Annotated in this window: 16 protein-coding genes and 1 pseudogene; 7 read left to right on the top strand and 10 right to left on the bottom strand. The window is 70.5% G+C overall.

The genetic code is table 11. From position 1 onward, the window contains the following. Window positions 1-363, bottom strand: a pseudogene (locus AC08OT_RS02185) (hypothetical protein); the annotation flags it as partial. Window positions 364-901: 538 nt separating this feature from the next. On the opposite strand from AC08OT_RS02185, the gene AC08OT_RS02190 reads away from it, so the two are divergent. The 3 genes from AC08OT_RS02190 to AC08OT_RS02200 all read left to right on the top strand — a co-directional run bounded on the left by AC08OT_RS02190 (window position 902) and on the right by AC08OT_RS02200 (window position 3,732). Further along, a complete protein-coding gene (locus tag AC08OT_RS02190) occupies window positions 902-2,014 on the top strand; it encodes a PP2C family protein-serine/threonine phosphatase (protein WP_476591526.1) in 1,113 nt (370 codons plus the stop codon). Continuing rightward, a complete protein-coding gene (locus AC08OT_RS02195) occupies window positions 2,014-2,514 on the top strand; it encodes a hypothetical protein (protein ID WP_476591527.1) in 501 nt (166 codons plus the stop codon). Before AC08OT_RS02190 ends, AC08OT_RS02195 begins: the two co-directional genes overlap by 1 nt. A 75-nt stretch (window positions 2,515-2,589) precedes the next feature. Then, window positions 2,590-3,732 carry an FHA domain-containing protein gene (locus AC08OT_RS02200; protein WP_476591528.1) on the top strand — a complete coding sequence of 381 codons (1,143 nt, stop codon included), beginning with the start codon at window positions 2,590-2,592 and terminating at the stop codon, window positions 3,730-3,732. 113 nt (window positions 3,733-3,845) lie between these two features. Here the strand turns inward: AC08OT_RS02200 and AC08OT_RS02205 are convergent, their stop codons facing one another. The 5 genes from AC08OT_RS02205 to AC08OT_RS02225 all read right to left on the bottom strand — a co-directional run bounded on the left by AC08OT_RS02205 (window position 3,846) and on the right by AC08OT_RS02225 (window position 8,023). After that, window positions 3,846-5,426, bottom strand: a complete 1,581-nt coding sequence (locus AC08OT_RS02205) for a cysteine--tRNA ligase (protein WP_476591529.1) — start codon at window positions 5,424-5,426, stop codon at window positions 3,846-3,848. Between the two features lie 47 nt (window positions 5,427-5,473). Continuing rightward, window positions 5,474-5,866 carry a PPOX class F420-dependent oxidoreductase gene (locus AC08OT_RS02210; protein ID WP_476591530.1) on the bottom strand — a complete coding sequence of 131 codons (393 nt, stop codon included), beginning with the start codon at window positions 5,864-5,866 and terminating at the stop codon, window positions 5,474-5,476. 104 nt (window positions 5,867-5,970) lie between these two features. Then, window positions 5,971-6,531 (bottom strand): 2-C-methyl-D-erythritol 2,4-cyclodiphosphate synthase, encoded by a 561-nt coding sequence (gene ispF, locus AC08OT_RS02215; protein WP_476591531.1) that lies wholly within the window; start codon window positions 6,529-6,531, stop codon window positions 5,971-5,973. After that, a complete protein-coding gene (ispD, locus tag AC08OT_RS02220) occupies window positions 6,528-7,298 on the bottom strand; it encodes a 2-C-methyl-D-erythritol 4-phosphate cytidylyltransferase (protein WP_476591532.1) in 771 nt (256 codons plus the stop codon). Before ispD ends, ispF begins: the two co-directional genes overlap by 4 nt. Before the next feature lie 242 nt (window positions 7,299-7,540). Next, a complete protein-coding gene (locus tag AC08OT_RS02225; RefSeq protein ID WP_476591533.1) occupies window positions 7,541-8,023 on the bottom strand; it encodes a CarD family transcriptional regulator in 483 nt (160 codons plus the stop codon). Between the two features lie 888 nt (window positions 8,024-8,911). On the opposite strand from AC08OT_RS02225, the gene AC08OT_RS02230 reads away from it, so the two are divergent. The 4 genes from AC08OT_RS02230 to AC08OT_RS02245 all read left to right on the top strand — a co-directional run bounded on the left by AC08OT_RS02230 (window position 8,912) and on the right by AC08OT_RS02245 (window position 13,342). After that, the gene (locus AC08OT_RS02230; RefSeq protein ID WP_476591534.1) at window positions 8,912-9,577 is read left to right on the top strand and encodes a copper chaperone PCu(A)C domain-containing protein; all 666 of its coding nucleotides are present in this window, start codon (window positions 8,912-8,914) and stop codon (window positions 9,575-9,577) included. A 99-nt stretch (window positions 9,578-9,676) separates the two neighbouring features. Beyond that, a complete protein-coding gene (gene radA / locus AC08OT_RS02235; RefSeq protein WP_476591535.1) occupies window positions 9,677-11,134 on the top strand; it encodes a DNA repair protein RadA in 1,458 nt (485 codons plus the stop codon). Between the two features lie 131 nt (window positions 11,135-11,265). Then, on the top strand, window positions 11,266-12,345 hold the full coding sequence (gene disA, locus AC08OT_RS02240; protein WP_476591536.1) for a DNA integrity scanning diadenylate cyclase DisA: 1,080 nt from the start codon (window positions 11,266-11,268) through the stop codon (window positions 12,343-12,345). A gap of 97 nt (window positions 12,346-12,442) precedes the next feature. Further along, window positions 12,443-13,342: an HhH-GPD family protein gene (locus AC08OT_RS02245; protein WP_476591537.1), complete on the top strand. Its 900-nt coding sequence runs from the start codon at window positions 12,443-12,445 to the stop codon at window positions 13,340-13,342. A gap of 17 nt (window positions 13,343-13,359) precedes the next feature. Here AC08OT_RS02245 and AC08OT_RS02250 read toward each other — a convergent pair whose 3' ends face one another. From AC08OT_RS02250 to pstC, 4 genes are all read right to left on the bottom strand, one after another. Then, complete coding sequence (locus AC08OT_RS02250; RefSeq protein ID WP_476591538.1) at window positions 13,360-14,247, bottom strand: response regulator transcription factor; 888 nt, start codon at window positions 14,245-14,247, stop codon at window positions 13,360-13,362. A gap of 32 nt (window positions 14,248-14,279) precedes the next feature. After that, window positions 14,280-15,056: a phosphate ABC transporter ATP-binding protein PstB gene (pstB, locus tag AC08OT_RS02255; RefSeq protein ID WP_462185928.1), complete on the bottom strand. Its 777-nt coding sequence runs from the start codon at window positions 15,054-15,056 to the stop codon at window positions 14,280-14,282. 121 nt (window positions 15,057-15,177) lie between these two features. Beyond that, entirely contained in the window at window positions 15,178-16,242 is a 1,065-nt protein-coding gene (gene pstA, locus AC08OT_RS02260) for a phosphate ABC transporter permease PstA (protein ID WP_476591539.1), read from the bottom strand. Continuing rightward, window positions 16,239-17,285: a phosphate ABC transporter permease subunit PstC gene (gene pstC, locus AC08OT_RS02265; protein ID WP_476594871.1), complete on the bottom strand. Its 1,047-nt coding sequence runs from the start codon at window positions 17,283-17,285 to the stop codon at window positions 16,239-16,241. The genes pstA and pstC overlap by 4 nt, the downstream gene beginning before the upstream one ends. Window positions 17,286-17,342 lie beyond the last annotated feature (57 nt).

Genomic DNA, 17,342 nt, shown 5'->3' on the forward strand with positions numbered 1-17,342 from the left:
ACCCCGCTCGGCTCCGGCCGATGCGGAACGGGCCGCAGCAGCCGCCGCCGCACGACGCTGGGCGGGATGGCCGGGGCGCAGCTGCGCGGGCGGCGTGGCCCCACGGCCCTCCAGCGCCTTGCGGCCGTGACCGCCGCTGCCCGTGGAGGCCCCCTTGCGGTGGGAACCGGACTTGGCGGCCCGACCGCCCTGACCGCCGCGGGCGATCCCATCGCCCCGGCGAGCGGCGCCGGCCATCAGGACCACCGACCAGTACACGCCCGGGGAATGACCATGTGACCACGGTATACGGCGGACGACACCGGCGTGTCGGGGCACGCTCAGCGAGAGCTCGGCAGGAGCTCGGCGGAGGACCTCTGCCATGGGCATACCTCGACATGGCCGTTTCCGGGGACCCGGCGCCCTATCCTGAGGGCCGGCAGGCCCACGGCCCGACCTGACGTGGTCCGGCCGCCCCTCACCGGCGTCAGGAGGGTCAGGTGCGCATCACCACGCCGACCGGCGGGCCCGGGGTTCCCCGGAGTGCGGGGGCCCTGCCACCATCCACCCCCGGCCTTTACGCTCTTTTAGGGTCGCCCGCCGGCGATGGCGGGCGCGTCGGATCAGGTCGCCGGCACGGCGATCTACACCCTCGACGTGCCGCGGGAGAAGCTGGGAGAATACGTCTCCATGGATGCGTGATGACCAGCTCGACGAGTGTGACCACCTCGGTCGATCATCGGGCGCGCGCCGTCGGTGTCCCGAGACGGCCACGGCGAGCATCGACGATCCGGCCGTTAGCGACCCGACCGTCAAGGACCCGACCGTCAGGGGCAGGAGGCACCCAGCACATGGCTCTGCGCACACCGCCCGCATGCGTTCCCCCGGCTGTTTCCGGCCGCGGCCGATTTCTCCCGGCGGCATGACGGTGGACCTCAACCCGCGTGACGACGCCCCCACAGTCGCCTACCAGATCACCGGGGGGCCGTTCGAACTCAACGACGACCTGGGTCGCTGCCCGGTGTGTGCGGCGCCGGTGTATGCCGACGACCGGTACTGCGAGGTCTGTGGTCACGGGCTGGAGGGCCCGGACCCCGGCCACGGCGACGCCGACCACAGCGAGGTCGACCTCGGCCAGCTCGCCGGCGTGTGCGACCGCGGCGTCCGGCACACCACCAACGAGGACGCCATGGGCCTGGCCGTCGTGTACGGCACGCTGATCGCGGTGGTGTGTGACGGCGTGTCGACCACTCCGGGCTCCGGGCAGGCCTCGGCCGCCGCGGCGACCACCGCCATGGCCGTCCTCGCGGATGCGGTGCGTGCCCACGGCCCGGGGCGCCCCGTCCACCACGACACCCGCCCGTCGCGCGGCGTCAGCCGGGCCGAGGAGATGCTCGACATCCTCGAACCATCGTATGCCGACTACAAGAAGCCACGAACATCGCCCCGCACGGTCGTCGGCGGGTTCTCCCCGGAGGACGCCGAGGCCGCGCTGCACGCCGCCGTCGACGCGGCCCAGGCGACCATCGCCCAACTCAGCGCGGCCGAGGGGCGGATGGCGCCGTCGTGCACGTTCGCCGCGGCCATCGTCACCCCGCCGACCCCGGACGGCCCGGGCATGGTCACGGTCGGCTGGGTCGGCGACAGCCGGGTCTACCTGCTCGGTCCGCGCTGGTGCGAGCGGCTGACCGCCGACGACACCTGGGCGGCTGAGGCCGCGCGCGCGGGGCTCATCCCAGCCAACGAGGCCGAGACACACCGGCGGGCGCACACCCTCACCTGCTGGCTGGGCGGCGACGTCGAGGACGTCGCGCCGCACACCGAGATGTTCCCAATCGAGGCGCCGGCCACGGTACTGGTCTGCAGCGACGGGCTGTGGAACTACGCGTCCCGGCCCGACGTGATGGCCGCGCTGGTCAACCAGCTCCCACCCCACTGCGAGGCCATCGACGTCGCCCGCCACCTCGTCGACTTCGCCATCGACTCCGGGGGACACGACAACATCACGGTGGTGGCCGCCCGGGTGGAGGACTGATGAGCGTCTTCACCGCGGAGGTCGCACCCGTGGTACGTGATCTGACGGGCGAGGCCACGCCCGCGGACGAACGCTGCTTCGGCTACCCTACCGGCGCGTGGGGAATCGAGACGTCGGCGGCGCGGGTCAGCCTCGTCGTCGACGGCCGGGTGGCGTCAAAGGCGCTGGTCCGAGCGGTTTGGACGGACGATGAGACCCAGTGGAGCCGGATCAGCGACCCAGTCACCCACTACACCGACCAGGTGGAACTCCCGGCCGCGGTGCTACGGGGCCTGGAGGCGCGTCGGGCCGGCGACGAGGCGACTGCGACACTGTTGCTCGGACGCGACGCTCAGCTGGCGCTCGCCTCCGGCAACGAAGACACCTACCGCCTCCTACAGAAGGTGGTTCGCGTCGACAATGCCACAACAGGTACGGTTCGGTTGAAGAAGAACGTCAAGAAGATCGATGAGATGGTCCTTGACACACGGTCGACGAGGACCCTCCGGGTGAACCGGTGATCAGGTGAGGGCACGATGCCCTACGGGGCACCTGTCTCACGACCCGACTACTGCGATCGGTGCGGAATTGGGATCATGAGTGGTCAGGAGAGGTACGAATACCGTCCGGAGGACGGCGGGCGAGCTCCCTACGGAGCAGATGCCCCCGGCCGCTCGGCTGACGGGAACCGTCGGCGTGGGTCAGCCGAACAGACCGGCCCGGATGCGGACGGTCCAGATGGCTACGACCCGTTGGGCATCCGCCGTTCGCCAGCCGACCTGCCCGGGGTGACGGACCCGCCGCGCGTCGGCGACCCGCGCGGTGGCGACTCGTACGGCGGGTATGGCCGTGACGGCTACCCCGACCAGTCCCGGGGGGGCCGCGGTTATCAGGAGGACCCCTACGGCCCGCCCGGTGGCTATGATCGTGACCCCTACCCACGCGGGCGTGACGAGCAGCCGGCCCCCGACGACCGGATCGACCACGGGCGCGATCCCTACGGTCGAGACTGGGGCACGCCGGAGAACCGTGGCGGCTACCCCGTCGGCCGCGACAGCCGGACGCCGGGTGGATATCCGGATCCGCGGGGCGACCTTGACCGCGAGTCGGACACGCACCGCCGGAGCCGACGCGACGCCGAGTACGGCTACGGTGCGGACCCGCTGGGCATGGACGCCTCCGCTCCACCCCCGCCATCCATCGACCGGGTCACCCAGAGCCGGGGCGGCAACCCGCGGCACAGCGGCACCCGCGGCGGCCACGTCGACCCCCGTGACGCGGTCCTCGACGACCCACGGGCCGGCGCCGGGCGCGGCGCCGGCTGGGATCGGGACCGCGCGCCGACGGGCAGCACCGTCTGGGAAGCCATCGTCGAGGCGGAGCGCGAGTACTACGACAGCGGCGACGACCACCGGGTCCCGTTCCCGACCTTCTACCCTCGTCGGGTCTTCGCCCTGGCCGGCTCTCAGATGCTCGTGGGGCGGCGCAGCGAGTCCCGTGGCATCCATCCGGACATCGACCTGTCCGGAGCGCCGGAGGACCCGGGAATCTCCCGCAGCCACGCCCTGTTCGAGCTGCTGCCCGACGGCGGTTACGCGGTCCGCGACCCGGGATCCACCAACGGCACCCGGCTGAACGACGAACCGGACCCCATCGAGCCCGGCCAGCCCGTTCCGCTACGTGACGGGGACCGGGTCTACCTGGGCGCCTGGACGCGCATCACATTACGCGCCCGCTGATCTACCGGGTCGCCTGCCGCCGTCCGGGGCGGCAGGCGGCCTGCCGATCAGATCAGTCAACTGATCGTCACGGCGTCAACGCTGATCAACCTGGTGAGACCTGGTCGGTCGGCTCAGGCCAGATGCCAGCGCTGGCCCTCTGGAGTGTCCTCCACGATCAGGCCGGCGGCTGCCAGTCTCGAGCGGATGGCGTCGGCTTCCGCATAGTCCCGCCGGGCCCGGGCCGCGGACCGCAGATCCAGCACGACCTGCATCGCGCCGTCCAGCGCCGGCCTGAACTCGGCACCTGCGGTAGGCCACTGCTCATGCGGGTCGAGACCGAAGATGTTCAGCATCCGCCGGGTCACGTCCACCCACCCGGCCAACTCCCGGCTGTGAGCCTTCGACAGCACCTGGTTTCCCTGACTCACCGCGCCGAACAGGGCCGCCAGCGCACGTCCGACGGCGAGATCGTCGTCCATAGCGGTGGTGAAATCGGACCAGGCCCGCCGCGGGGTGAGCCTCGGCTCACCACCCGGCCCGGGAACCGGCACCGGCCGGGCTCCGGCCACCGTCGGCCGCGTCCCGGCCTTCCCCGCCGTCCCTGCGGTCGACGACGAGACGACCTCGTCGGCTGCCAGTGCCGCCGCCTCCCCGGGCCCGCCGAGGATGTCCAACGCGTTGCGGACGAAGGTCTCCACCCGGTCGTGGGCCGCGGTGGATTCCGCCAGCGCCTCGGCGCTGTAGTCGAGCGTGGACCGGTAGTGCGCGGAAAGCAAATGATAACGCAGAACCTGCGGACGGACCTCGTCGAGGGCGTCGGCCACCAGGACGGAATTTCCCAACGACTTCGACATCTTCGTCCCGCCGGTCGTCAGCAGGCCGACGTGCATCCAGTAGCGCGCCATCTCGCCACCACCGGGCTCGCCACCACCGGGGCCAGGCGAATCGGCCGAAGCCGCGTTCGACACCGGGCGGGCCGTGGCGGCGCAGACCGTCTGGGCACGTTCGTTCTCGTGGTGCGGGAAAATCAGGTCGAGTCCGCCGCCGTGGATGTCGAAGACCGGGCCGAGGTATTTTCCGGCCATCGCAGAGCATTCCAGATGCCAGCCCGGCCGGCCGTCACCCCAGGGGGACGACCAAAACGGTTCGCCGGGCCTGGCTGCCTTCCACAACGCGAAGTCGCGGGGGTCAGCCTTGCCGGGCTCGGCCTCCACGGACGGTTGCATCGCGTCGGGTCGCTGGTGGGACAGCGCTCCGTAGTCGACGAACGCACCCACCCGGAACCAGACCGAACCGCCGCTGGCGTACGCGTATCCCCTCTCCACGAGGGCCGACACCAGCGCGATCATCTCGGGGATGTGACCGGTGGCACGCGGCTGGATCGTCGGGGGCAGGATCCCGAGAGTGCGGTAGGCGTCGTCGAACGCACGGGTCTGCCGGGTGGCGAGCTCCCAGACCGAGGTGCCGTCCCGATCCGCGTTGATGATAATTTTGTCGTCGATGTCGGTGACGTTCTGCACAAAGGTCACCGAGTGGCCGGACTGCACCAGCCACCGGCGCAGCAGATCGAAGGGCAGCGCCGTGCGGATGTGGCCCACATGCGGGGCCGCCTGCACGGTGGGCCCGCACACGTAGACGCCCACGTGACCGGGGCGTAGCGGCTCGAATGGCCGCACACGCCGCCTGCGCGTGTCGTGGAGGTGGAGACCCATCTGTCAAGGGTACGGCCCCGCTCGACCGACGGGACCCAAGGGGAGGGTCAGCCGACCGTCAGTACCCGGTCGGCCACGACCCGGACGACCACCCTGGCCTCATCCGGATCATCCCACCGGTACACGTCTCCGGTGTACTTCACCGACAGCCGGTCGATCAGTTCCCGGCCGCCATCCTCGATCAGGGTAGCGGTCCCGCGGACCTCGATGTAACCGTAGGGATCGCCCTGGTCGAGGAACATCAGTCCGACCCGCGGATCCCTTGCGATGTCGCGTTCCTTCGCGCGCCCCCGCACCGTGGACAGCAGCAGTTCGTCCTCGTCGCGGTCCACCCACAGCACCGTCATCCGCGGCGAGCCGTCGGGCTGGATCGTCGCCAGAACGACGTAGGTCCGGGCGTCGGCAAGGGCCCTCACCAACTCTGGAAGGCGGTCAGCCATCAGACTCCTCGGGGAGGGGCCAGGGTCGGCTCACCCTCTCATCTCCGCGCCGGCACGCGGTCAGTCGATGACAAAACGGCATATCACCGGTGACAGGCTCGCCGTCAGGCGCGGACGACGAGCGCGGTCGCGATGGCGGCCAAGCCTTCGCCCCGCCCAGTGAGGCCGAGTCCGTCGCTGGTGGTGGCCGACAGGCTCACCGAGGCGCCCAAGGCCACGGACATCGCCTTCTGCGCCTCCTCGCGACGCCCGGCCATCCTGGGCCGGCTCCCGATGACCTGGACCGAGACGTTGCCGATCGCCCAACCGGCGGCACCGAGAAGCCGCGCCGTCTCGGCCAGCAGGACCGCGCCCGACGCACCCGCGTACTCCGGTCGGTCCGTGCCGAAAACTCGACCCAGATCACCGAGGCACGAGGCGGTGAGAAGTGCGTCACAAGCCGCGTGTGCGGCGACGTCCCCGTCGGAGTGCCCGGCGAGCCCGGTCTCCCCCGGCCATTCCAGGCAAGCCACCCAGCACGGCCTGCCGGCGGCGAACGGATGCACATCGACCCCAACGCCGACCCGGGGCAGGATCACCGTGTTCACCAAACTGGACGCGGGAGCCTGCCGGCTGGTAGGCGCGGCGTCCACGACGGGTTCGTCCCGCCGCGGGCCGCCGGTCATCCGCCACTCCAGGCGTCCGTGGACCGGGCGCCCGCGAACTGGGGCTCCGCGGGCCGGGCGTCGTCCGCGGAGTCGCAGCGGGCGAGTAGCGCCTCGGCGAGCACGAGATCCGCCGGTCGAGTCACCTTGAATGCCTCCTGCGCGCCGGGAATGGTCGTCACCGGCACTCCCAGAGCCTCCACCAGTCCCGCATCGTCGGTCACGGCGATGTCCTCGAGCGCATACGCGGCGCTCAGCACGTCGCGGCGGAATCCCTGCGGGGTCTGCACGGCTCGCAAGCCGTCCCGCGGCGGGGTACGCACCACCCGCCCGTCGGCGTCCACCTCCTTGACCGTGTCGGCTAGCGGCACGACGGGAATCACCGCGGGATGCCCGTCGAGCACCGCCGCCGCCACCGCGTCGACCAGCTCGGGGGGCGTCAGCGGCCGGGCGGCGTCGTGGACCAGTACCACGGAGACGTCGTCGTCCACGGCCCGCAGGGCGCGGCGGACCGAATCCACCCGCTCGGCGCCGCCGGCGATCACATGCACGCCCCCGCCGAGCAACTGGGCCACGGCATCGACCAGCGTCGGTGGCGCCGCGACAACGATCTGCGTCACTAGCCTGGAGCGGCGCAACGATTCCACCGTACGCACCAGCATGGGCCTGCCACCGAGGGCTCGCAGCGCCTTGGGAGTACCTCCCCCCAGCCGCTCACCCCGGCCGGCAGCCGGCACGATCGCCGCCACCCGGGGGCTCGCCACCGGCAACCGGTGACCTTCGCCCACCACAGGACCTCCCGTGTGCCATCCGCCACGAGGGCATGGCGGATCCAGCCGGCTCGGCGCGAGCCGCCGGTGGGCGCAACACCGCCCACCACCGTCTCGACGCCACTCAGCCGGAACCTGAGTCGGCAACGCGCTCGGGACGGCGGTCTCCCGGAAAGAGAATGCCTTTCCGGATTATCATGCCGTGCCGAATAGATCGCCTGTCGGCCGGACGAATTACGCCTGCGCCAACAAGCCCACGATCATCCGGCGAGAACCTCGTCAAGCATGGCCTCCGCCTTGTCCTCGTTGGTGCCCTCGGCGAGCGCAAGCTCGCTGAGGAGGATTTGCCGGGCCTTGCTCAACATTCGCTTCTCGCCCGCGGAAAGACCGCGTTCGCGATCGCGTCGCCATAGGTCACGGACGACCTCGGCCACCTTGTTCACATCGCCGGAGGCGAGCTTCTCAAGATTTGCCTTGTACCGTCGCGACCAGTTGGTGGGCTCCTCGGTGTGCGGGGCGCGGAGCACCTCGAACACCCGTTCCAGCCCGTCCTGCCCAACGACGTCACGCACCCCGACCATGCCGACATTGTCGGCCGGAACTCGGACAGTCAGATCGCCCTGAGCGACCTTCAGCACGAGATAGAGTTTTTCCTCGCCCTTGATGACGCGAGTTTCAATCGCGTCAATCAGAGCAGCACCATGATGCGGGTAAACAACGGTCTCGCCGACTTGGAACGCCATGTGTCACGTGCCCCTTCCGCCTCTACCAGCGTAACACGCACGCATCGCCGCAGGTCAGACGCACGCTGCAGGTACCAAGACCAGCAACGCCAAGGTGAGGGCCCCGGCGCCGCCTTCCGGCCACCCGCTCCGGAGGACGGGCATCCAGGGGCACAGATCCGCCCACCCACCCGCCAGATCGCCGCGCACCGACATCGAAGATGCCTACCAGGTAAAACGGGTGACGACCCGGCGGATGTTGGCTACACGTTGAGCGCGGCCGCGCGGCGAACCTGGCGCGGGGGCCGGCCCGTCCGCCCGCCGGCACGGCGTTCCGGCCAGGCCGGGACGCCGTGCCGGACCCGGGCCCACCCGACCCGGTCCCGCCGCGACGCATCCCGACGCACCAGCACCCATCGCGCCACATCACCATGTAACGGTCGTCTTGACTATGAAACGGTCATCCCGCCATGAAACGGGCTATCGCCATGGAACGGACGGCGCCCGCCGGGTCGCCCGACAGGTCGTGGCTCCCCCCCCCCACGCCATGATGCTGCCCACGTCCGGGGCCGCTCGGACCAACCGCCCAGGCCAGCCGGCCCGGCTACGGCGCCGGAATCCGGCCCGAGCGTGCTCCTGGGCCGGATCCACGGGTTTCGTACCGCCCACAGCCTCCGCACGTGATGCCGAGGGATGGCTAGTGTTAGCCCCGCACGGGTGAGTCGGGAGACGGACCGTCACGGACCGTCTTAGACCGAATCATCCGGGCACCGGGGGTGGCCTCTCCGCGCCGGTTACGACGGCCGGCGATGGAGGCGGCGCCACCGGTGATCACCCCACGGGACGACCGTCAACCAGCACCGGTGCGCACCCGAGGCACCGGTCTCGCGCAGGAGGAGCCACCGAGCTGTGAGCCGCCGTCTGGGTGCCCGTTCCACGTCAGCCACACCCGCCGTCGGCGGGGCGTCCGCCGCCCCGGAGCCGGGCCACGACGCCGGTCGACAGTCCACCTTCAGGCGGCGCATGGCCTCCCGCCGGATCGGTGCCGCGATCCTGGCCTCGGTGGTCGGGTCCGCTGGCCTGGCAAGCTGCGCTTCCGGCAACGACGCGCTGACGAACCTCGCCCGGACCACGACCAACAGCGTTTCGAGCGCCGTCGACAGCATCACGCTGCGCAACGTCTATGTAGCAGGCCCGCTGTCCCGGGGAGACTCCGCACAGATCGTCTCGGCGTTCTTCAACGCGGGCACCGAGCCTGACACCATCATCGGCGTGTCCTCCCCCCTCGCGGCGGGCGGCAAGGTACCGAGCCCCGCCGAGCTGCCACCCGGTTCCGGAAAGATCTTCATTGCCGACGGCTCCGCGCCGACCCTGCAGAACGTCCAGAAGAACCTGTTGATCGGGTCCCAGGTGCCCGTCACCATCACCTTCGCCAAGGCCGGCAGTATCACCCTGGACGTTCCGGTGGAGCAGCCCGCACCCGGCGCCTCGGCGGCGCGGGGTGCGGTTACCGGGACCCCGGGGGCAGGGCAGGAGCCCGCCTCGCCGTCGGCCGGCGCCACCACCGCGGGCTGACCCACCGCCGGCCGATCCGCCCAGCGGGATCCGGCCGGGTATCCCCATTCGCGGGTACCCGACGCCCGGGGACCCATTCCGCGCGCCGCTGTCACCGACATGTCGGACCAGCGGACTAACGTTGCGTCCATGGCATCCACTCGCCCGTCGGCCGGCGGTCGCCCGTCGAGCCGTGCGGCCTCAGGCGGGTTCCGGTGTAACAGCTGCGGCTCGGAGTCCGTGCGGTGGGCGGGACGATGCTCGCGCTGCCAGGAGTGGGGCACGCTGGAGGCGCAGGCCCCCGCCCCACGCCGCGGGGCCGGCCTGGTCGCGGGGGGTCGCTCCGCCTCGTCCGCCGCAGTGACGGCACCGGCTCTGCCGGTCATGTCCGTCGACGTGACCGCGACGAGGCGTCGCCCGACCGGGATAGACGAGCTCGACCGCGTGCTGGGCGGCGGCCTCGTTCCCGGCGCTGTGATCCTGCTCGCCGGGGAACCGGGGGTCGGCAAGTCCACCCTGTTGCTGGAGGTCGCGGCCCGCAGCGCCGCCGCCGGTGCCCGCGCGCTGGTCGTCACCGGGGAGGAATCCGCGGCGCAGGTCAGGCTGCGGGCGGGTCGGACGGGTGCGCTGCACGAGGACCTGTGGATCGCCGCCGAGACGGACCTCGGCGCCGTCCTGCGTCACGTCGAGGAGGTCTCACCCGCCCTGCTGGTGGTCGATTCGGTGCAGACCATCTCCGCGGCCGGGGTAGACGGAGCCGCGGGCGGGGTCACCCAGGTCCGTGAGGTCACCGCGGCCCTGATCCGGACGGCCAAGGCGCTGGGACTCGTGATGGTGCTTGTCGGCCATGTCACGAAGGATGGTCTGGTCGCCGGACCGCGCCTCCTGGAACATCTGGTCGACGTGGTGCTGCATTTCGAGGGCGAGCGGCACTCCGCACTGCGCCTGGTCCGCGCGGGCAAGAATCGGTATGGACCGGCCGACGAGGTCGGCTGTTTCGAGATGGACGATTCCGGTATCCATGGCATCGCCGACCCGAGCGGGCTGTTCCTGTCCCGGTCCGGCGGCGCGGGGCTGGAGGCGGTGCCGGGAACCTGTGTCACCGTAACGGTCGAGGGCCGACGGCCACTCGTCGCCGAGGTTCAGGCTCTGGTGGCGGAGACCTCGGCGCAGATCCCCCGGCGCGCCGTGTCCGGGCTCGATCCGGCCCGGGTGGCGATGATTCTCGCCGTGGTCGAGCGCCGGGCGAAGGTGCGCTTCGGCCGGGCCGACGTGTACGCCGCGACCGTCGGCGGGGTTCGGTTGGCCGAGCCCGCAGCGGACCTCGCGACGGCCTTGGCGATCGTCAGCGCGGCCAGAGACCGTCCGTTGCCGGCCGATCTCGTCGCTGTCGGCGAGGTCGGCCTGGCCGGGGAGGTCCGCGCGGTGGGCTCGGTACGCCAACGGCTCGCCGCCGCGGCCCGGCTCGGCTTTCGCCGGGCGCTCGTTCCGGCGGACCCCGGCCCGGCTCCGGACGGCATGAAAGTCACCGAGGTACCCGACCTGATCGGCGCGATCGGCAAAATGCATGAAACGTAGAAAGTGTGTATTTTTCTAACCATATCGGTACTTCACGATGAGGTGGACCCCACCGGCTCCCGTCGCCCCGATAGCATCGCGACAGTGGTAATGGGAGACGGTGGGGGAAGCCGAGGAGTTGAGGGAGCCTAATGGCAGGACCACCCGGAGACGACATCTTCCGGGCGACACTGGCCGCGGTCGCGCCCGGAACCCCCTTTCGCGACGGCCTGGAACGCATTCTGCGCGGGCACACCGGCGCACTGATCGTCCTCGGCCACGACAAGGTCGTCGAGGGTCTGTGCACCGGTGGCTTCGAGCTCGACGTGGAGTTCTCGGCAACCCGGCTGCGCGAGCTGGCCAAGATGGACGGCGCGATCGTGCTGTCGTCCGACCTGCAGCGCATCGTCCGCGCGGCGGTGCATCTGGTACCGGATCCAACGGTGCCGACAGAGGAGTCCGGCACGCGGCACCGGACCGCCGAGCGGGTCGCCAAGCAGGCCGAGTTCCCCGTCATCTCGGTCAGCCAGTCGATGCACATCATCGCGCTGTACGTCGCCGGGCGGCGGTACGTGCTGGACGGCTCGGCCGCCATCCTGTCCCGGGCGAACCAGGCCCTGGCCACCCTCGAGCGTTACAAGCTGCGGCTTGACGAGGTCGCGGGCACCCTGTCCGCACTGGAGATCGAGGACCTCGTCACGGTCCGCGACGCGATTTCGGTGAGCCAGCGGCTGGAGATGGTGCGCCGCATAGCCGACGAGATCGAAGGCTACGTCGTCGAGCTCGGCACCGACGGCCGGCTGCTGTCCCTGCAGCTCGAGGAGCTGATGGCCGGAGTCGAGACCGAGCGTGAACTCACCGTCCGCGACTATCTGCCGATCGGGTCGAAGGCGGGGACGGCCGCGCAGGTCCTGGGCGAGCTGTCCGCGATGTCTCCGACCGACCTGCTCGACCTCACCGTCCTCGCCAGGGTGATCGGATTCTCCGGCGGGGCGGACATCCTGGACCGGCAGATCAGTCCGCGCGGTTACCGCATGCTGGCGAAGGTGCCCCGACTGCCACGGATGGTGGTCGACCGGCTCGTCGATCATTTCGGCACCCTGCAGAAACTGCTCGCCGCCGGGGTTGACGATCTGCAGGCCGTCGACGGCGTCGGGGAGACCCGCGCCCGAGCGGTCCGCGAGGGCCTCTCCCGGCTCGCCGAGTCGAGCATTCTCGAACGCTACGTGTAGTAACGCTGCGTACGGTAGTGCTAGGTGTAGTAGCCGAAGGCGACGGGAGGCCGCCTGCCGCCTCCGGCCGGCCTGGTCGCCTGGCACGATGGCGGGAATGACCAGCACAGCCGGAATCAGCAGCGCGCCCGGACCACTGGCCGATCTCGTCCTGGACTGGTTCGCCGTCTGTGGCCGGGACCTGCCGTGGCGCCGTCCCCTGACGAGCCCCTGGGCAATCATGGTCAGCGAGGTGATGCTGCAACAAACCCCGGTCAGCCGGGTGCTGCCGGTCTGGGAGGCCTGGCTGGACCGGTGGCCGACGCCCGCCGCGCTCGCCGCCGAGCCGGCCGGGGAGGCCGTCCGGGCGTGGGGCCGGTTAGGCTACCCCAGGCGCGCGCTGCGGCTGCACCAGGCGGCGACCGTCGTCGTCGAACGGCACGACGGCGAGATCCCCCGGCACCTCGACGATCTCCTCGCGCTGCCCGGCATCGGGACGTACACCGCGCGGGCGGTTGCCGCCTTCGCCTTCCGCCAGCGCCATCCGGTCGTCGACGTCAACGTGCGCCGGCTGTTCGCCCGGGCCGTCGAGGGAAGAGCCGACCAGCCGGCCACGGTCAGCCGCCGCGACCTGGTCGAGATCGCGGAGCTGTTGCCGCCGGACGCCGAGACGGCCGCCCGGGCCAGCGCCGCGTTCATGGAGCTCGGCGCGCTGGTCTGCGTTGCCCGGATGCCTCGCTGCGCCGCCTGCCCCCTGCTGGGACGGTGTGCGTGGGTGTCCGCGGGCAGCCCGCCGAGCGCGGGGCCCGCGCGCCGGCCCCAGGGGTACGCCGGCACCGACCGCCAGGTCCGCGGCCGGCTGCTCGCCGTCCTGCGTGACGCCAGTCCGGAGGTGGGTCAGGAGATCCTCGATCAGGTCTGGGACGATCCGGTGCAGCGGACCCGCGCCCTCGCCGGACTGATCGACGATGGCCTCGTGGTACGGGTGGCGCCGGGCGTCTACGCGCTGCCCGGCTGACGTCCCTGCGGAAGGGCTCAACCCGGATCGGCAACGGCGCGGAAGCGGTAGCCGACCCCGCGGATGCTCTCGATTACCGTCGGTTGGCCGGCCGTCTCGCCCAGCCGCCGCCGCAGCCGCCGCACGTGCACGGCAAGCGTGTTCGTCTCCGTCTGCGCCGAACCCCAGACCTCTCGCAGCAGCGTCTCGCGCGTGACGACCCGGCCCGTCTGTTCCAGGAGCAGCGCGAGCAGCCGGAACTCCCGCGGCGGGACCGGGACCACGGCCCCGTCGAGACGGACCTCGTGCGCCGCGCGGTCCAGCAGCACCCGTCCGCCGCGCAGCACCTCCGGCTCGTGCATCCGGGGCGGATACGTTCCGGCCCGTCCGGTTCCGATGAACCCCACCATCGCGAGGACCTCGGGAACCCGGTACGGCTTGCCCACGCAGGCGCTGGCCCCCGCGTCGAGTCCGGCGGCAGCTCTCGGCCGGTCATCGGGGCCGACCGCGAGGAGAATCGGCACGTCGTCGTGACCGGGCACGCTACGCACCGTCCGCACGACGGTCACCCCGTCCACCACGGGCAGCCGGGCACTGATCAGCAGCGCGGCCGGATGCCGCAGACCGATCTCCAGCAGGGCCAGCGCCCCGTCCGCCACCACACTGACCTCGACACCGTTCGCGACGAAGGCGTCGAGCATGCCGTCGTCGACGTCCTCGTCCGCGATCAACAACGCCGGGAAGCCCCCCGGCCCGGTGCTCGTCGTCCGTCTCCGCGTCCCACCGGATGGGCCGCGGTACCGACGCCCGTCGGCTGCCGGGTCTACTGCCACGACCGCCAGGCCTGCCGGAACGGCCGGGTCCTCGCCTGTCGAGCCACGGTTTTGCCCCCCCGGTTGACCGGCCCCACGCGGTACCGGGAGCATCCGCGCGTCCTGTCCGCCAATCTCCCCGTCCGTCAGCCGAATCGTCCGGAGATGTAGTCCTCGGTCCGCTTTTCCTTGGGGTTGCTGAAGATCTGCGAGGTCTTGTCGTACTCGACGAGACGGCCGGGGTCGCCGGTCTTCTCCAGCGAAAAGAAGGCGGTCGAGTCGCTGACCCGCGACGCCTGCTGCATGTTGTGGGTGACGATGACGATGGTGAAGCTCGACTTCAACTTCGCGATCAGATCCTCGATCGCAAGAGTGGAGATCGGGTCGAGCGCGGAGCACGGCTCGTCCATCAGCAGGACCTGCGGCTCCACCGCGATCGCCCGGGCGATGCAGAGCCGCTGCTGCTGCCCACCGGACAGACCCGCGCCCGGCCGGCCCAGCCGGTCCTTGACCTCCTCCCAGAGGTTCGCGCCCCGCAGTGACTCCTCGGCCCGCTCGTCGAGGAGCGCCTTCTTGCGGATCCCGTTCAGCTTGAGCCCGGCGATGACGTTCTCGTAGACGGACATGGTCGGGAACGGGTTCGGTCGCTGGAAGACCATCCCGACGGTGCGGCGGACGGCCACCGGGTCCGTCCCGGGCCCGTACAGATCCTCACCGTCGAGGAGCACCTGCCCCTCGACCCGGGCCCCCGGAAGCACCTCGTGCATCCGGTTGAGCGTGCGCAGCACCGTCGACTTCCCGCATCCGGACGGCCCGATGAATGCGGTGACGTTCTTCGGCTCGATGGTCAGGTTCACGTCGGCTACGGCTTTGAACTTCCCGTAGTACGCCGTCAGCCCGGAAACGTCGATGCGGGTGGCCATGGCTACCTCGACTCACGATCTGCCTGGATGCTGTTTCAGAGGGTCGGATCAGATGGGATGGGACTAAATGGGATGAGATAGGGCATGATCTGTGCCGCGCTGTCATCCCGGGTCAGGGTCATCACAGCCGCGAGCGTCTGACGACCAGACGAGCGATGAAGTTGAGCAGCATGATGATGATGATGAGTACCAGGGCGGCGGCCCAGGCCCGGTCCACCGCCGACTGCTGCGGCTGGCCGGCCTGCGAGTAGATGTACAGCGGCAGTGCGGACTGCTCCCCGGAGAACGGGTTGGCGTTGATGAGGTTCGTACCGAAGACGGTCAGCAGCAGCGGCGCGGTCTCGCCGGCAACGCGGGCGACCGCGAGCATGACGCCGGTCACGATCCCGGGCAACGCGGTGGGGACGACCACCTTGAGGATGGTCCGCCAACGCGCCACCCCGAGGGCGTAGCTGGCCTCCCGCAGCTCGTCCGGAACGAGCTTCAGCATTTCCTCGGCGGAGCGCACCACGATCGGAATCATGAGCACCGTGAGGGCCAGGGCACCCGCGAATCCGGAGAAGCCCTGGTGGAAGGCGAGGATCCAGAACGCCAGGATGAACAGACCCGCGATGATCGAGGGAAGACCGGTGAGCACGTCGACGAAGAAGCTGATTACCCGGCTGACCCGGCCGCGGCCATATTCCACCAGGTAGATGGCCACCAGCAGACCGAACGGCACGGCCAGCAGGCTCGCCAACGCGACCTGCTCCACCGTGCCGATGATCGCGTGGTAGATGCCACCACCGACGTCACGGGCGCCGATGCCGTTCATCGAGTGAGTGAAGAACTCGGGGCGCAGCCGCCTCGCACCTTTCTCGATCACATTCACGAGCACCTCGAGCAGGGGGATGACCGCGAGCAGGAAGGCGGCGTAGACCAGGTTCGTCGCGAACCGGTCCCGGGCCCGGCGGCCGCCCTCGACCAGCGTCGAGGCCACGGTCATCGCGAGGATGAAGAAGACGGCGACCAGCAGGGGAAACTGGATCCTGCTGGAGATCGAGGTCACCAGGTAGATCAGGGCCGTCAGGACGACGGCACCGGCGACGGCAGCGAGCGGTACCCAGCGGGGCAGGACCCGGCCCCGCAGCTGCAGCCGGTCCTCACCGCCCTCGACGGCGGGGCCGGGAACGGTCGCGGTGTTCATGCGGCACTCCCCGAGAACTCACGCCGCCGCGCGATGATGGCGCAAGCGATGATGTTGACCAGCATGGTGACGATGAAGAGCACGAGACCGGACGCGATAAGCGCACCGCGGCCAATGTCGTTGGCCTCGCCCCATCCGTTCGCCACGTTCGCGGCGATGGTGTTACCGGCCGGCGCGAGGATCTGCCAGGAGATGTTGAACGACGCCGGCAGGACCAGGGCGACCGCGATGGTCTCGCCCATCGCCCGCCCGAGGCCCAGCATCGAGGCACTGATGACGCCCGGCTTGCCGTAGGGCAGGACGGCGGTTCTGATCATCTCCCAGCGGGTCGCGCCCAGCGCCATCGCCGCCTCCCAATGCGCAATAGGCACCTGCAGGAACACCTCGCGGGACAACGCGGCGACGATCGGCAGAATCATGATCGCGAGGACGACACTCGCAACGAAGATCGACCGGCCGACCCCGCGATCGGTCTCGAACAGCGGGATCCACCCGAAGTAGTCGGTCAGCCAGCTCTGGATGCCCTTCATGTGCGGCGCGAGCACGAGCAGTCCCCACAGGCCGTAGACGACGCTCGGCACGGCCGCCAGCAGATCGACGATGTAGCCGAGGGCGGAGGCCATCCGGCGAGGTGCGTACACCGTAATGAACAGGGCGATGCCCACCGCGACCGGAACAGCGATGATCATTGCGATGGCAGCAGTGATCATCGTGCCGAACAGCAGTGCGGCGATACCGAAAACCGGCGGCGTGGCGTTGGGGAACCACTCCTCCGTGGTGAAGAAGTTCCCGGTATTGGCGTCGAGGGCATTGGTGGCGCGCAGTACCAGGAAGGCCGCGATCGCGGCGATCAGTACCAGTAGCCCGACCCCGGCCGTGCGGGTGGCATTCTTGAAGATCAGGTCAGCGACGCCGACCTTGGCCTTGCCTGTCGAGGTGTCCGCCAGCCCGCCGGCCGGCCGATCACCTCCCGATGGGGCGGCCGTCGCCGAAGCGGCCCCCCGAGACTCGGCGTCCGCCGAGCTGTCCGGCTCCGTCGTCATGGTCCCTCTTCCCCTGGTGCTCCGAACTCGACTTCCGCTCGTGAATGCCCTGGCCGT

The sequence above is a fragment of the Frankia sp. CgJB1 genome, assembly GCF_977947065.1.

Excerpts from the sequence above, each read along its gene's own strand:
- radA (WP_476591535.1), top strand. The coding sequence starts at position 9,677 with ATGTCGGACCAGCGGACTAACGTTGCGTCCATGGCATCCACTCGCCCG.
- pstC (WP_476594871.1), bottom strand. The coding sequence starts at position 17,285 with ATGACGACGGAGCCGGACAGCTCGGCGGACGCCGAGTCTCGGGGGGCC.
- AC08OT_RS02250 (WP_476591538.1), bottom strand. The coding sequence starts at position 14,247 with ATGCTCCCGGTACCGCGTGGGGCCGGTCAACCGGGGGGGCAAAACCGT.
- disA (WP_476591536.1), top strand. The coding sequence starts at position 11,266 with ATGGCAGGACCACCCGGAGACGACATCTTCCGGGCGACACTGGCCGCG.
- pstA (WP_476591539.1), bottom strand. The coding sequence starts at position 16,242 with ATGAACACCGCGACCGTTCCCGGCCCCGCCGTCGAGGGCGGTGAGGAC.
- AC08OT_RS02225 (WP_476591533.1), bottom strand. The coding sequence starts at position 8,023 with ATGGCGTTCCAAGTCGGCGAGACCGTTGTTTACCCGCATCATGGTGCT.
- AC08OT_RS02195 (WP_476591527.1), top strand. The coding sequence starts at position 2,014 with ATGAGCGTCTTCACCGCGGAGGTCGCACCCGTGGTACGTGATCTGACG.
- AC08OT_RS02200 (WP_476591528.1), top strand. The coding sequence starts at position 2,590 with ATGAGTGGTCAGGAGAGGTACGAATACCGTCCGGAGGACGGCGGGCGA.
- AC08OT_RS02245 (WP_476591537.1), top strand. The coding sequence starts at position 12,443 with ATGACCAGCACAGCCGGAATCAGCAGCGCGCCCGGACCACTGGCCGAT.
- ispF (WP_476591531.1), bottom strand. The coding sequence starts at position 6,531 with ATGACCGGCGGCCCGCGGCGGGACGAACCCGTCGTGGACGCCGCGCCT.
- pstB (WP_462185928.1), bottom strand. The coding sequence starts at position 15,056 with ATGGCCACCCGCATCGACGTTTCCGGGCTGACGGCGTACTACGGGAAG.
- AC08OT_RS02205 (WP_476591529.1), bottom strand. The coding sequence starts at position 5,426 with ATGGGTCTCCACCTCCACGACACGCGCAGGCGGCGTGTGCGGCCATTC.
- AC08OT_RS02190 (WP_476591526.1), top strand. The coding sequence starts at position 902 with ATGACGGTGGACCTCAACCCGCGTGACGACGCCCCCACAGTCGCCTAC.
- AC08OT_RS02210 (WP_476591530.1), bottom strand. The coding sequence starts at position 5,866 with ATGGCTGACCGCCTTCCAGAGTTGGTGAGGGCCCTTGCCGACGCCCGG.